The sequence below is a fragment of the Stenotrophomonas sp. P5_B8 genome (assembly GCF_054049855.1).
The window spans coordinates 1-13628 of the sequence record NZ_JBFULO010000071.1 but is presented as its reverse complement, the minus strand read 5'-3'; the positions used below and the strand labels follow the sequence as shown (position 1 = coordinate 13628).

The following is a 13628-nucleotide window of genomic DNA, read 5'->3' as shown; positions in this document are numbered from 1 at the left end:
GTACCGGCCCTTGGATTGCTACGTTGAATCCAAGGGCCGGTACTACCGGCCCTTTTTACAGGTGCGATTGCATGCCCCAGCTTCCCGGTTACCCCGCTCATCCGCASCGCTTCGAGGTGCGCCCCGGCCTGTCGATGAACTATCTCGACGAAGGTCCGCGCGATGGCGAGGTGGTGGTGATGGTCCACGGCAACCCGTCGTGGAGCTATTACTGGCGCACGCTGGTGGCGGGGCTGTCGGACAAATACCGTTGCATCGTGCCCGACCACATCGGCATGGGCCTGTCGGACAAGCCCGATGACGCGCATTACGACTACACGCTGCAGTCGCGCGTGGACGATCTGGACGCGCTGCTCAGGCACCTGGGCATCATCGGCCCGGTGACCTTGGCCGTGCACGACTGGGGCGGCATGATCGGCTTTGGCTGGGCGCTGTCGCACCACGCGCAGGTCAAGCGCCTGGTGGTGCTCAACACGGCGGCATTCCCGATGCCGGCTGCGAAGAAAATGCCGTGGCAGATCGCGCTGGGCCGTCACTGGACGGTGGGGGAGTGGATCATCCGCACCTTCAACGCGTTCTCCGCCGGTGCCTCGTGGCTGGGCGTGGAGCGCAAGATGCCGGCCGACGTGCGCCGCGCATACGTGTCGCCGTACAACAGCTACGCCAACCGCATCAGCACCATCCGTTTCATGCAGGACATCCCCCTGTCGCCGGCCGACAAGGCGTGGTCGTTGCTGGAGCGCTCCGGCCAGACGTTGCCGTCGTACGCCGACCGCCCCGCCTTCATCGGCTGGGGCCTGCGCGACTTCGTGTTCGACCACCACTTCCTGGCCGGCTTCCAGGCCGCGCTGCCGCAGGCCGAGGTGCACGCCTTCGAGGATGCCGGGCATTACGTGCTGGAAGACAAGCACGAGGTGCTGGTGCCGAAGATCCGGGCGTTTTTGGACGCAAACCCGATTTGRCCGGGGTGACGACCAACGGTCGTCACCTACCCAGCAACCGGTGGGTACCGACGTTTGATCGGGTCGGAACCCACCCGTAGAGCCGACCGTTGGTCGGCTGCCCTTCGCGCCGGGCCATCACCCCCGGACGCACACCCTCACGCCGCGATCGGCGCCTGCGGCGCCGGCGAGCTGCCGTTGTCGTCGGGATGATCATCGTCATTGTCCGCCGCGTCCCGCCAGCGCCAATCGGCCAGGGTCAGGGCCGGCATGCCGTGCGCAACCCGCGCTTTGTCACACTGTGGGCTGGCCTTGCCGTACTCCCACGAGGCGTCCACTTCGCGGCACACGCTGGGGCGGTTGGGGTGGATGCTGCAGCGCGAATAGACCCCGATCTCCGCATCCAGCGCCACGCAGTAGACCGGCTTGGACAGGGTGCCGCGCATGCACAGCCGGTGCGGGTCCAGCACCTGGGTCAGTTCGTGCGGCACGCCGCCGGGGGTGACCTCGTCCGATTCCATCCAGTGGAACGCCACACGGTACTGGGTGCAGCAGGCGCCGCAGGTGAGGCAGGGATGGGACATGGGGGACCGGCCTTGGGCGGCAATCGAGCAGGAGGGAAGGCCGCGAATTTTCCATGCCGTGGCCGCCCGCGCAAGATTTTTCTGCAGCGGCGACAATGAACGGATGAACGCCGCCACCAACATTGCCGCGCGCCTGCCCGAGCTGGCCCGTGAACGCCCCGACCAGATCGCCATCCGCTGCCCCGGAAAGCCCGGTGCAGGCGGCATGGCCGCCTACGACGTCACCCTCGATTACCGCACCCTCAACGCGCGCAGCGACGCCATGGCCGCCGGCCTGGCTGCCCACGGCATCGGCCGCGGTGTGCGCGCGGTGGTGATGGTGCGGCCCTCGCCGGAGTTCTTCCTGCTGATGTTCGCGTTGTTCAAGAACGGCGCAGTGCCGGTGCTGGTCGACCCCGGTATCGACAAGCGCGCCCTCAAACAGTGCCTGGACGAGGCGCAGCCGCAGGCCTTCATCGGCATCGGCCTGGCCCACGTGGCGCGGCTGGTGCTGCGCTGGTGCCCGGGAGCGAAGACCCTGGTGACCGTCGGCCKGCGCTGGGGCTGGGGCGGCACCACGCTGGCCCGGATCGAGGCCGAGGGCGCGCGCGCGCCGCAGCCGATGGCGTCCACCGAGGGCGACGACGTTGCCGCGATCCTGTTCACCAGTGGCTCCACCGGCGTGCCCAAGGGCGTGGTCTACCGCCACCGGCACTTCGTGGGCCAGGTGGAGCTGCTGCGGTCGGCCTTCGGCATGGAGCCCGGTGGCGTGGACCTGCCGACCTTCCCGCCGTTCGCCTTGTTCGATCCGGCGCTGGGCCTGACCTCGGTGATTCCGGACATGGACCCGACGCGCCCGGCCAAGGCCGACCCGCGCAAGCTGCTCGATGCGATCGCCCGCTTCGGGATCACCCAGCTGTTCGGTTCACCGGCGCTGATGCGGGTGCTGGCCGACCACGGCCAGCCGCTGACGGGCGTGCGCCGGGTGACCTCGGCCGGCGCGCCGGTGCCGCCGGACGTGGTCGCCCGGATCCGCCGTCTGCTGCCGGCCGACGCCGAGTTCTGGACGCCGTACGGCGCCACCGAGTGCCTGCCGGTGGCGGTGATCGAAGGCCGCGAGCTGGAAAGCACCCGCCAGGCCACCGAAGCCGGGGCCGGCACCTGCGTCGGGCGCGTGGTGGCGCCCAACCTGGTGCGCATCATCGCCATCGACGACGCGCCGCTGCCGGACTGGTCGCAGGTGCGTGAGGTGGGCGTGGGCGAGGTCGGCGAAATCACCGTGGCCGGTCCCACCGCGACCGACAGCTACTTCAACCGCCCGCAGGCCACTGCCGCGGCCAAGATCGGCGAAGTGCTCGCCGATGGCAGCGCGCGCGTAGTGCACCGCATGGGCGATGTCGGCTACTTCGATGCGCAGGGTCGGCTGTGGTTCTGCGGTCGCAAGACCCAGCGCCTGGAAACCGCGCAGGGGCCGATGTACACCGAACAGGTCGAACCGGTCTTCAATGCGCTCGACGGCATCGCCCGCACCGCGCTGGTCGGCGTCGGTGCGGCGGGTCGCCAGCGCCCGGTGCTGTGCGTGGAGCTGCAACCCGGCGGTGCCGATACCCCTGCGCTGCGCGAACGCCTGCGTCGCGAGGCCGATGCACACCCGCACACCCCCCGCATCGAACAGTTCCTGATGCATCCCGGCTTCCCGGTGGATATCCGCCACAACGCCAAGATCGGCCGCGAGAAGCTGGCTGTCTGGGCCGCAACCCACGTGGACACGCGCGCATGAGAATCCTGGTGACCGGTGGGGGTGGCTTCCTTGGGCAGGCGCTGTGCCGTGGGCTGGTGCAGCGGGGCCATCAGGTGCTCAGCTTCAACCGCGGCGACTATCCGCCGCTGGCCGCACTGGGCGTGGGCCAGATCCGCGGCGACCTGGCCGATGCCGATGCGGTGCGCCACGCGGTGGCCGGGGTCGATGCCGTGTTCCACAACGGCGCCAAGGCCGGCGCGTGGGGCAGTTATGACAGCTATTTCCAGGCCAACGTGGTCGGCACCGACAACGTGATCGCTGCCTGCCGCGCGCATGGCGTGGGCAAGCTGGTCTACACCTCCACGCCGAGCGTGACCCATCGCGCCACCCACCCGGTGGAAGGCCTGGGCGCCGATGAAGTGCCCTACGGCGAAGACTTCCAGGCGCCGTATGCGGCCACCAAGACCCTTGCCGAGCAGCGCGTGCTGGCCGCCAACGATGCCACCCTGGCCACCGTGGCACTGCGCCCGCGGCTGATCTGGGGGCCGGGCGACCAGCAGCTGGTGCCGCGCCTGGCCGAGCGTGCGCGCGCCGGTCGGCTGCGCTTTGTCGGGGACGGCAGCAATCTGGTCGATACCACCTACATCGACAACGCTGCGCTGGCGCACTTCCTTGCCTTCGAACACCTTGCCCCGGGCGCGGCGTGCGCGGGCAAGGCGTACTTCATCTCCAACGGCGAACCGCTGCCGATGAAGGAACTGCTCAACAAGCTGCTGGCTGCGGTCGGCGCGCCAGCGGTGCACAAGTCGATCAGCTTCAAGACCGCCTATCGCATCGGCGCGGTGGCCGAGCGGCTGTGGCCGCTGTTGCGCCTGCGCGGCGAACCGCCGATGACCCGCTTCCTTGCCGAGCAGCTGTGCACCCCACATTGGTACAGCATGGCGCCGGCGCGTCGGGACTTCGGCTACGTGCCGCAGGTGAGCATTGACGAAGGCCTCACGAGGCTGAAGTCTTCATCGCACGCACAGGACGCCATCACTTCCTGAACACCGCGGTTTGGTGAAGATTGCAGCACGCCAATCCGGCACGCATTACGCGAGGATCGACATGCTGCATTACGCCGTTATCTTTTTTGTCATCGCCATCATCGCGGCGGTGCTTGGCTTCTCCGGCATCGCCGGTGCCGCCAGCAACATCGCCTGGATCCTGTTCGTGGTCTTCCTGATCCTGGCGGTGGTGTCGATGTTCCGCAAGCGAGGCTAGTCCGCCGGGCAGCCCGCGCTCCCTCTCTCCGGCGCGGGTTGCCCAGCCATTGCCTTGTGACGGCCCGGCGTGCGAAAGCGCGTCGGGCCGTCGCCGTATCAGGCGGTGATCGAGCTGCGCAGCGCCTGCTCCTGCGCATGCCGTTGCAGGGCCAGGTCCAGAAGGCGGCTGATCAGGGCCGTGTAATCGAGCCCACTGGCCGCCCACAATTTGGGATACATGCTGATTCGGGTGAAGCCCGGCAGGGTGTTGATCTCGTTGATGACCACCTCGCCAGCAGGGGTCAGGAATACATCCACCCGCGCCAGACCGGCGCAATCCAGCGCCTGATAGGCGCGCACCGCGATGTCGCCGATGCGCTGCTGGTCGGCGTCGCTGATGGCCGCCGGCACCACCACGTCCGCACCGGTCTCGCTGATGTATTTGGTGTCATATGAGTAGAACGCGTCGTGCAGCACCACCTCGCCGCACACGCTGGCCTCGGGGCGGTCGTTGCCCAGTACCGCGCACTCGATCTCGCGGCCGTCGATGGCCGTCTCCACCAGCGCCTTGTGGTCATAGGACAGCGCCAGCGCGAGAGCCTCATGAAATTCCCGCGCGCTGTCCACCTTGCTCACCCCGACCGACGAGCCCTGGTTGGCCGGTTTGACGAACAGCGGCGAGCCCAGCTGCGCGACCAGCGCGGCGTAGTCGGCGTTGGCTGCGCTGGCCCGGTTGAAGCAGGCGAACGGTGCCACCGCCAGCCCGGCGTCGCGCAGCAGGCGCTTGGCCACGTCCTTGTCCATCGCCACCGCCGAGCCGAGTACGCCGGAGCCCACGAACGGCAGGTTGGCCATGCGCAGCAGGCCCTGCAGCGAGCCGTCCTCGCCCAGCGTGCCGTGCACGATGGGGAACACGACATCGATCTGCTCCAGTGCGGTGGCCGGATCGGTCGGCACCAGCTGCTGGCGCGCCACCCCGGGGCGCACGGCCACCGCAATGCCCGAGCGGTTCAGGGCGATCCGCGCCGGGTCATCGGCGTGCAGCAGGAAGGCCTGCGGGTCGCTGACATGCCACTGGCCCTGCTTGTCGATCCCGATCAGGGTCACGTCGAAGCGCGTCTTGTCCAATGCGTCCACGATGTTCCTGGCCGACTGCAGTGACACTTCGTGTTCGGCCGAACGGCCACCGAAAATGATGCCTACCCGGGTCTTGCCCATGCCTGTTGCCGCTCCTGCGCCTGGTGTGTGGGTCCATAGCATGAACCGGTCAGCGGCCTGCAGTGGAACCGGCCTTCATGCTCGCGTCAGCCTCGGCGCACGTACGGCGGTCCGGCGCTGCCATGGGCCGAGTAGAATGCAGCGATGGCCCGTTCCTTCCTCAGTTCCCTCAAACCGCTGGCCGGCAATGCGCTGCAGCTGGCGCTCAACCGCGCGCTGGCGCTGGACCCGGACACGCGCAGCGCGCTGGGTGCGCTGGATGGCCGGCACATTGCGCTGACCCTGGAATCCCCTTCGCTGGCGATGCGTATCGGGGTCGACGGTGAGCGCCTGACCGTGGGCCCGGTGGATGCGCAGCAGGAGCCGGACCTGGCCGTGCGCAGCACCCTGGGCGGCGTGCTTGCGCAGCTGCCGTTCCTGGCCAATGCGCGCCGCGGCGGTGACGCCCCGGCCGGGCGGGTCAAGGTCTCCGGCGATGCCGAGCTGGCCCGGCGCCTGCAGCAGTTGGCCAGCCGTTTCGATCCGGACTGGCAGCAGCCGTTCGTGCGCGTGTTCGGCGAGGTGCTGGGCGTGCAGATCGCCAACAGCCTGCGCTCGGCGCTGCAGCATGCGCGCCGTGGCGCGTCCGACCTGGCGCACAGCGCCGCCGAATATGTCACCGAGGAGTCCCGCGACGTGGTACCGCGAGCAGAACTGGAAGCCTTCCACGACGACGTGGATGTGATGCGCGACGATGTGGAACGCATCGCCGCCCGGGTACAGCGCCTGCGCCAGGTGCGCGCATGAAGGCGATGTTCCGCGCCACCCGCATCGGCCGGGTGATCCTGCGCTACCGCCTGGATGATCTGCTGCAGGACACCCCGCTGGAGCGCTGGCTGCGCCTGGCCAAGCCGTTCGTGCCGCGCGCCTCGGCCGATATCGCCGCGCAGTCGCGCGGTGCCCGGCTGCGCCTGGCGCTGCAGGACCTCGGCCCCATCTTCGTCAAGTTCGGGCAGATCCTGTCCACCCGCCGCGACCTGATCCCGGCCGATGTGGCCAACGAGCTGACCCTGCTGCAGGACCGGGTCAAGCCGTTTGACGGCGCGACCGCCCAGCGCATCGTCGAGCAGGCGCTCGGCCGCCCGGTCAGCGAGGCGTTCGCCAGCTTCGACCTGCAGCCGCTGGCCTCGGCCTCGATCGCCCAGGTCCACGCGGCCACGCTGGCCGACGGCCGCCAGGTGGTGGTCAAGGTGCTGCGCCCGGATATCGAACGGCAGATCGATGCCGACATCGCGCTGCTCACCTCGGCCGCTGCGCTGGTCGAGCGCGCCCATCCGCGCGCCGACAAGATCCGCCCGCGCGAAGTGGTGGCCGAGGTCGAGAACACCCTGGCCGCCGAGCTTGACCTGCAACGCGAAGGCGCCAACGCCAGCGTGCTGCGCCGCAACTGGATGGATTCGGACGACCTGTACGTTCCGGAAGTGATCTGGAGCCACACCGCCGAGCGCGCGCTGACCCTGGAGCGGGTGTGGGGCATTCCGTCGGATGATATCGTCGCGCTGGACAAGGCCGGCATCGACCGCAAGGCGCTGGCGGCCAAGGGCGTGCGGGTGTTCTACACGCAGGTGTTCCGCGACAACTTCTTCCACGCCGATGCGCACGCCGGCAACATCTGGGTCGACCTCGATCCGGCGCGCCGCGACAACCCGCGCTTCATCGCGCTGGACTTCGGCATCATGGGCCAGCTCTCGCAGGAGGATCAGTACTACCTGGCCGAGAACTTCATGGCGATCTTCAACAAGGATTACCGGCGCATGGCCGAGCTCCACGTTGAAGCGGGCTGGATGCCGGGCAACGTGCGTATCGACGAGCTGGAAGCGGCGGCGCGTTCGGTGTGCGAACCCTACTTCACCCGGCCGCTGTCGCAGATTTCGCTGGCCGAGGTGCTGATCAAGCTGTTCCGCGTGGCCCAGCGCTATGAACTGACCCTGCAGCCGCAGCTGATCCTGCTGCAGAAGACCCTGCTCAACATCGAAGGCGTCGGCCGCCAGCTCGATCCGGAACTGGACATCTGGGCGGTGGCCCGGCCGGTGCTCGAACGCATCCTGCGCGAGCGTTACAGCCCGCGCCGGGTACTGAAGGAGCTGCGCAAGCGGCTGCCGGAAATCATGACCCACACCCCGGACATGCCGCGCCTGGTACACGCCTGGCTGAAGCAGCAGGTGGAAGGCGGACACGAGCTGTCGATGCGCTCGCAGGACCTGGTCGCGCTCAACACCAACCTGCAGAAGCTGCAGAAGCGCGCGGTCGCCGCGATCGCCGGTGTCGGCCTGCTGATCGTCGCGGCGGTGCTGTACGGCATGCAGCCGGGCGGCTGGTACTTCGGTGATGCACCGGTGTGGAGCTGGGTGAGTGGCGCGGCCGGTCTGTTCTCGTTGGCCAGCGCGTGGTGGCGCCGCTGAGATGACGCTGCAGGCACTGAAGGACGAACTGGCCCGGTTCGGCGCCGACCACGATGCCAGCCATACCGAGCGTGCCCAGCGCATGCTCAACATCACCCCGGACACCGGCGAGCTGCTGGGTGTGCTGGTGCGTGCCACCGGCGCGCGGCGGGTGCTGGAGATCGGCACCTCCAACGGCTATTCCACGCTGTGGCTGGCCGAGGCCGCTGCGGCTGTCGGCGGGCAGGTCACCACGCTGGAGTACGCCGCCGACAAGATCGCCCTGGCGACGGCCACCTTCGCGCGCAGCGGCCTGGCCGCGCAGATCGAGCTTATCCACATCGATGCGGGTGTGTGGCTGGGTGCCGCAGCCGAGGCCAGCATCGACCTGCTGTTCCTGGATTCCGAACGCAGCCAGTACCTGGGCTGGTGGCCGGACCTGCGTCGCGTGCTGCGTCCCGGTGGCTTGCTGGTGGTCGACAATGCCGTCTCGCATGCCGAACAGATGGCGGCCTTCGAGGCACAGGTACGCCGCGATCCGCAGTTCCATTGCGTGCGGGTGCCGATCGGCAACGGCGAACTGATCGCGGTGCGTGACGTCGCCTGAATCGCCTTTGTTGGCGCTGCCTGCAGTGGGCGGGGATAATCGGTCGGTGAACGACATCGATACCGACACCGCAACCGACCTCGCGCCCGCAGTGGCGCCCCTGCAGTTGCTGCACCTGGACGACCGCCTGGCCGTGGTCAACAAGCCCGCCGGGCTGATGGTCCACGACAGCAAGCTGGCCCGTGGCGAAGACGACTTCCTTGCCGACCGCCTGCGCGACCAGCTCGGCAAGCCGATCTTCCTGGTCCACCGGCTCGACCGCGCCACCAGCGGCTGCCTGCTGCTGGCCTTCGACCGCGAAAGCGCCAGCGTGCTCGGCAAAGCGCTGATGGGCGGCGATGTGACCAAGGATTACCTGGCGATCTGCCGTGGCTGGCCGGCCGAAGACATCTTCACCGTCGACCATGACCTCGATGGCGGCCCCGGCAAGCCGGTGAAGAAGCAGGCCATCACCCATTTCCAGCGGGTGGCCGTGGGCGAGATCGCCGTGCCGGTGGGCGAGTTCGAGACCTCGCGCTATGCGCTGCTGCGCTGCCAACCGCAGACCGGCCGCTTCCGTCAGATCCGCCGCCACCTCAAGCACCTGTCCCACCACCTGATCGGCGACACCAGCCATGGCGATGGCCGCCACAACCGCAGTTTCCGCATGCAGGGCATCCACCGCATGCTGCTGCACGCCGAACGCCTGCGGTTCCCACACCCCGATGGCACCGCGATGGACGTCAGCGCGCCGGCGGAGGGGGAGTTCCGCAAGGCGATGGATCTGTTCGGCTGGGACGCGGCCTGACCCGCGTAGAGCCGACCGTTGGTCGGCTGCCTTACATGCGGTGCCCGGGACATCTGCAGCCGACCAACGGTCGGCATGCTTTACATGTGGTGCCCGGGATCGTGCAGCCGACCAACGGTCGGCATGCTTTACATGCGGTGCCCGGGATATCTGCAGCCGACCAACGGTCGGCATGCTTTACATGCGGTGCCCGGGATCGTGCAGCCGACCAACGGTCGGCTCTACGGGGTCACTTCTTCGCCGGGGCCGGCTTCTCGTTCATGATTTCCTCCAGGTCCTTCTGCAGGTCCACGAACAGCGGCTGCATCTTTTCCTGGATGGCCACCATCACGTTCTGCATCAGCGCCGGGGTCTTGTCGAGCAGACTCTGTCCGGCCGAGCTCTCGTAGAACTCGGCCATCGCCAGCACGTCTTCCTTGCTGAAGCTCTTCTTGTAGAGGTCCACGTACATCGGCCGCAGCTGCTGCCAGGACAGCGCCTGGCGGATGGTCTGGGTGGTGCGTGCCTCCATGCGCTTCATCTGTTCCTGCTGCTGCGCATCGAGCTGGCGCTGCTGGGCGACCTGCTGGAACTGCTGGCGCTGCATCGCCTCGATCTGCGGCAGCATGCTGTCCAGCATGGTCTGCGCGCGCGAGGCGGCCAGCAGCCGGTTGATGTCGGCATCGGACGGCGGCGCGGCGATGGCCGGGGCCACGGCGGCAAGGCCCAGGGCGAGTACCAGGCCCAGGCGGATCAGGCCACGACGGGGACGGGTCGGGCCGGTAAGGGTCAGCGGACGGATCGAAAGCATGTGCGGAGCATCCTGCGTTGCATGGAGTCCCGAGGATACCCGCCGGGATGTCATCAGGCTGCATTTTGCGGACGTTATCGGCGTCATCGGGGATGTTGGGCTCACCCTCGGCACGCGTCCTGCCTTTACAATGCCGCCCATGGGTACCGGACCAGTCACCGTCAGCGCACATCTGTCGATTCCCGACGCGGAAATCGTCGAGCGTTTCGTGCGCGCCAGTGGCGCCGGCGGGCAGAACGTCAACAAGGTGTCCACCGCGGTGGAACTGCGTTTCGACGTGGCCGGCTCGCCGTCGCTGCCCGAACCGTTGCGCTCGCGCCTGTTGGCCCGGCGCGACCGACGCATGACCGGCGAGGGCGTGCTGGTCATCGATGCCCAGCGTTTTCGCACCCAGGACCGCAACCGCGAGGATGCGCGCGAGCGCCTGGCCGAGTTCATCCAGGCCAGCCTCAGCGTGCCCAAGCCGCGCGTGGCCACCAAGCCGTCGTACGGGGCGAAGCTGCGCCGCCTGGATGAAAAAAAGGGCCGCGCGCAGATCAAGCGCGGCCGCACCACACGCAATTGGGAGTGATTGCTTGAACAACCGAAGTCCGCTGTTGCCGGCCGTTCCGCCCAACATGCCGCAGGTCAAACCCAACCGCTTCCTCCGCTGRCTGGCGCGCTGCACGTTGCGCCTGGGTGGCTGGAAAGTGGTGGGCACCTTCCCGGACGTGCCCAAGCTGGTCTTCATCATTGCCCCGCACTCCTCCAACTGGGACGGGTTCTGGGGCATGGCGGCCAAGATCGCGCTGGGCATGCAGGTCAAGGTGCTGGGCAAGGCCTCGTTGTTCTGGTGGCCGCTGTCGCCGCTGCTGCGCGCCCTGGGCGTGATCCCGCTGGACCGCAGCTCGCCGCAGGGCACGGTGGAACAGGCGGTCAGCCTGATCCGCGGCTCCGAACGCATGTGGTATGCGATCACCCCCGAAGGCACCCGCAAGGCGGTGACGCACTGGAAGGCCGGGTTCCTGAAGATCGCGCGGATGGCCGACGTGCCGGTGCTGGCGGCTTACTTCCATTACCCGGAAAAGACCATCGGGATCGGCCCGCTGTTTTATTCCACCGGCGATGATGCCGCCGACATGGCCGCCATCCGCGACTACTACCGGCCCTGGCAGGGCAAGAACCGCGGCACCGTCTGAGGCCGGACCGGGCCGGGAGACGCCGGCCCCGTTCACGGCGGGCGCCGCACAGCCATGCGCCACGTCCGGCACATGCCGCTTCCGGGCAATCGGAGTAGGGTGATCGGCTGCGGTTTTCCGCAGCCGCATCCCATTCCAAGGAGCCCGTTTCATGTCGCGTACCGTAGTTTTGGCCGCTGCCATCAGCCTGGCGCTGGCGGCTTGTTCCGGCAAGGAGTCCACCCCCGTGACCGATACCCCGACCCCCGCCGCGCAACAGCCGGCCGATGCGTCCACCAACCCCCTGTTGAGCGCCAGCACGCTGCCGTTCCAGGCGCCGCCGTTCGACAAGATCAAGGACAGTGACTACCTGCCGGCCTTCAATGAAGGCATGAAGCAGCACCTGGCCGAAGTCCGCAAGATCGCCGACAACCCCGAACCGGCCACCTTCGACAACACCGTCGAAGCGCTGGAGCGCAGCGGCGAAACCCTGACCCGCGTGTCGCGCATCTTCTTCGGCCTGGTCCAGGCCGATACCAACGAGGCGCGCCAGAAGATCCAGGAAGAAGTCGCCCCGAAGCTGGCCGACCACCAGGACGAGATCAACCTCGACCCGAAGCTGTTCGCCCGCATCAAGAGCGTCTACGACCAGCGCCAGTCGCTGGGCCTGGACCCGGTGCAGCTGCGCCTGGTCGAGCGTGACTACCAGGAATTCGTGCGTGCCGGCGCGCAGTTGAACGATGCCGACAAGGCCTCGCTGCGCAAGCTCAACGTGGAAGAAACCACGCTGGCCACCCAGTTCCACACCCGCCTGGTGGCCGCCACCGCCGCCGGTGCGGTGGTGGTCGATGACAAGGCCAAGCTGGCCGGCCTGGACGAGGATGCGATCAACACCGCCGCCGCCGATGCCAAGGACCGCAAGCTGGACGGCAAGTACGTGCTGCCGCTGCAGAACACCACCCAGCAGCCGGTACTGGCCTCGCTGAGCGACCGCGACCAGCGCGCCGCCGTGCTCAAGGCCTCCGAAACCCGCGCCGAGAAGGGCGATGCCAACGACACCCGGCAGACCGTACAGCGGCTGGCCCAGCTGCGTGCGCAGAAGGCCAAGCTGCTCGGCTTCGACAACTACGCCGCCTACAGCCTGGCCGACCAGATGGCCAAGACCCCGGCCGCCGCGCTCAAGCTGCTGACTGACACCGTGCCGGCAGCCACCGCCAAGGCGCGTGGCGAGATCGGCGAAATGCAGAAAGTGATCGACGCCCAGAAGGGCGGTTTCAAGCTGGCCGCGTCCGACTGGGACTTCTACGCCGAACAGGTGCGCAAGGCGCAGTACGACCTGGACGAGTCGCAGATCAAGCCGTACTTCGAGCTGGACAACGTGCTGCAGAACGGCGTCTTCTACGCCGCCACCCAGCTGTACGGCATCACCTTCAAGCCGCGCACCGATATCCCGACCTACCACGCGGACATGAAGGTCTACGAGGTGTTCGACAAGGACGGCACGTCGCTGGCGCTGTTCTACACCGACTACTTCAAGCGTGACAGCAAGTCCGGTGGCGCCTGGATGGACGTGTTCGTCGAACAGGACGGCCTGACCGGTGCCAAGCCGGTGGTCTACAACGTGTGCAACTTCACCAAGCCCGCCGCCGGCCAGCCCGCGCTGCTCAGCTTCGATGATGTGACCACGATGTTCCATGAGTTCGGCCACGCGCTGCATGGCATGTTCTCCAAGGTGAAGTACCCGTCCATCGCAGGCACCAGCACCTCGCGCGACTTCGTCGAGTTCCCCTCGCAGTTCAACGAGCATTGGGCGCTGGACCCGAAGGTGTTCGCCAACTACGCCAAGAACTACAAGACCGGTGAGCCGATGCCGCAGGCGCTGGTCGACAAGATCCTCAAGGCGCGCACCTTCAACCAGGGCTATGCGACCACCGAGTACCTGTCGGCGGCGCTGCTCGACCTGGCCTGGCACACCCAGCCGGCCGACGCGCCGCTGCAGGACGTGGCCCCGTTCGAAGCGGCGGCGCTGAAGAAGTTCAAGGTCGACCTGCCGCAGGTGCCGCCGCGTTACCGCACCACCTACTTCGACCACATCTGGGGCGGTGGCTATTCGGCCGGTTACTACGCCTACTTCTGGGCCGAGGTGCTGGACCATGATGC

General features: G+C 67.9%; 14 protein-coding genes. 11 read left to right on the top strand and 3 right to left on the bottom strand.

Annotated elements, in window-relative coordinates; translation table 11 throughout:
* Window positions 1-71: 71 nt before the first annotated feature.
* Window positions 72-971, top strand: coding sequence for an alpha/beta fold hydrolase (locus ACXJKH_RS06275; RefSeq protein ID WP_457318715.1), 900 nt, complete (start codon window positions 72-74; stop codon window positions 969-971).
* Between the two features lie 128 nt (window positions 972-1099).
* On the opposite strand, the gene ACXJKH_RS06270 is transcribed toward ACXJKH_RS06275, so the two are convergent.
* The gene (locus ACXJKH_RS06270) at window positions 1100-1525 is read right to left on the bottom strand and encodes a YkgJ family cysteine cluster protein (RefSeq protein WP_137191336.1); all 426 of its coding nucleotides are present in this window, start codon (window positions 1523-1525) and stop codon (window positions 1100-1102) included.
* 103 nt (window positions 1526-1628) lie between these two features.
* Here ACXJKH_RS06270 and oleC point away from each other — a divergent pair, with 103 nt between their 5' ends.
* From oleC to ACXJKH_RS06255, 3 genes are all read left to right on the top strand, one after another.
* Window positions 1629-3284 carry an olefin beta-lactone synthetase gene (gene oleC / locus ACXJKH_RS06265; protein ID WP_457318713.1) on the top strand — a complete coding sequence of 552 codons (1656 nt, stop codon included), beginning with the start codon at window positions 1629-1631 and terminating at the stop codon, window positions 3282-3284.
* On the top strand, window positions 3281-4291 hold the full coding sequence (gene oleD, locus ACXJKH_RS06260) for a 2-alkyl-3-oxoalkanoate reductase (protein WP_457318711.1): 1011 nt from the start codon (window positions 3281-3283) through the stop codon (window positions 4289-4291). Before oleC ends, oleD begins: the two co-directional genes overlap by 4 nt.
* A gap of 61 nt (window positions 4292-4352) precedes the next feature.
* Window positions 4353-4508: a DUF1328 domain-containing protein gene (locus tag ACXJKH_RS06255; protein ID WP_038691201.1), complete on the top strand. Its 156-nt coding sequence runs from the start codon at window positions 4353-4355 to the stop codon at window positions 4506-4508.
* 98 nt (window positions 4509-4606) lie between these two features.
* Here ACXJKH_RS06255 and ddlA read toward each other — a convergent pair whose 3' ends face one another.
* On the bottom strand, window positions 4607-5707 hold the full coding sequence (ddlA, locus tag ACXJKH_RS06250) for a D-alanine--D-alanine ligase (RefSeq protein ID WP_457318709.1): 1101 nt from the start codon (window positions 5705-5707) through the stop codon (window positions 4607-4609).
* A gap of 144 nt (window positions 5708-5851) precedes the next feature.
* On the opposite strand from ddlA, the gene ACXJKH_RS06245 reads away from it, so the two are divergent.
* The 4 genes from ACXJKH_RS06245 to ACXJKH_RS06230 are packed head-to-tail and all read left to right on the top strand — an operon-like array spanning window position 5852 to window position 9521.
* The gene (locus ACXJKH_RS06245; RefSeq protein WP_256775270.1) at window positions 5852-6493 is read left to right on the top strand and encodes a ubiquinone biosynthesis accessory factor UbiJ; all 642 of its coding nucleotides are present in this window, start codon (window positions 5852-5854) and stop codon (window positions 6491-6493) included.
* Window positions 6490-8148 (top strand): ubiquinone biosynthesis regulatory protein kinase UbiB, encoded by a 1659-nt coding sequence (ubiB, locus tag ACXJKH_RS06240; RefSeq protein ID WP_457318706.1) that lies wholly within the window; start codon window positions 6490-6492, stop codon window positions 8146-8148. Before ACXJKH_RS06245 ends, ubiB begins: the two co-directional genes overlap by 4 nt.
* 1 nt (window position 8149) lies before the next feature.
* Window positions 8150-8734 carry an O-methyltransferase gene (locus ACXJKH_RS06235; RefSeq protein ID WP_457318705.1) on the top strand — a complete coding sequence of 195 codons (585 nt, stop codon included), beginning with the start codon at window positions 8150-8152 and terminating at the stop codon, window positions 8732-8734.
* 55 nt (window positions 8735-8789) lie between these two features.
* Window positions 8790-9521, top strand: a complete 732-nt coding sequence (locus ACXJKH_RS06230) for a pseudouridine synthase (RefSeq protein WP_457318718.1) — start codon at window positions 8790-8792, stop codon at window positions 9519-9521.
* A gap of 229 nt (window positions 9522-9750) precedes the next feature.
* Here the strand turns inward: ACXJKH_RS06230 and ACXJKH_RS06225 are convergent, their stop codons facing one another.
* On the bottom strand, window positions 9751-10311 hold the full coding sequence (locus ACXJKH_RS06225) for a DUF2059 domain-containing protein (protein WP_457318704.1): 561 nt from the start codon (window positions 10309-10311) through the stop codon (window positions 9751-9753).
* 139 nt (window positions 10312-10450) lie between these two features.
* On the opposite strand from ACXJKH_RS06225, the gene arfB reads away from it, so the two are divergent.
* The 3 genes from arfB to ACXJKH_RS06210 form a co-directional block, all read left to right on the top strand.
* On the top strand, window positions 10451-10882 hold the full coding sequence (arfB, locus tag ACXJKH_RS06220) for an alternative ribosome rescue aminoacyl-tRNA hydrolase ArfB (RefSeq protein ID WP_256775266.1): 432 nt from the start codon (window positions 10451-10453) through the stop codon (window positions 10880-10882).
* A 46-nt stretch (window positions 10883-10928) separates the two neighbouring features.
* Entirely contained in the window at window positions 10929-11489 is a 561-nt protein-coding gene (locus ACXJKH_RS06215) for a lysophospholipid acyltransferase family protein (protein WP_457318716.1), read from the top strand.
* A 151-nt stretch (window positions 11490-11640) separates the two neighbouring features.
* A partial coding sequence (locus ACXJKH_RS06210) for a M3 family metallopeptidase (RefSeq protein ID WP_457318702.1) occupies window positions 11641-13628 on the top strand: 1988 nt, incomplete at its 3' end.

Coding starts and splice junctions, on each gene's coding strand:
- ACXJKH_RS06255 (WP_038691201.1), top strand. CDS start 4,353: ATGCTGCATTACGCCGTTATCTTTTTTGTCATCGCCATCATCGCGGCG.
- arfB (WP_256775266.1), top strand. CDS start 10,451: ATGGGTACCGGACCAGTCACCGTCAGCGCACATCTGTCGATTCCCGAC.
- oleD (WP_457318711.1), top strand. CDS start 3,281: ATGAGAATCCTGGTGACCGGTGGGGGTGGCTTCCTTGGGCAGGCGCTG.
- ACXJKH_RS06235 (WP_457318705.1), top strand. CDS start 8,150: ATGACGCTGCAGGCACTGAAGGACGAACTGGCCCGGTTCGGCGCCGAC.
- ddlA (WP_457318709.1), bottom strand. CDS start 5,707: ATGGGCAAGACCCGGGTAGGCATCATTTTCGGTGGCCGTTCGGCCGAA.
- ACXJKH_RS06245 (WP_256775270.1), top strand. CDS start 5,852: ATGGCCCGTTCCTTCCTCAGTTCCCTCAAACCGCTGGCCGGCAATGCG.
- ACXJKH_RS06225 (WP_457318704.1), bottom strand. CDS start 10,311: ATGCTTTCGATCCGTCCGCTGACCCTTACCGGCCCGACCCGTCCCCGT.
- ubiB (WP_457318706.1), top strand. CDS start 6,490: ATGAAGGCGATGTTCCGCGCCACCCGCATCGGCCGGGTGATCCTGCGC.
- ACXJKH_RS06270 (WP_137191336.1), bottom strand. CDS start 1,525: ATGTCCCATCCCTGCCTCACCTGCGGCGCCTGCTGCACCCAGTACCGT.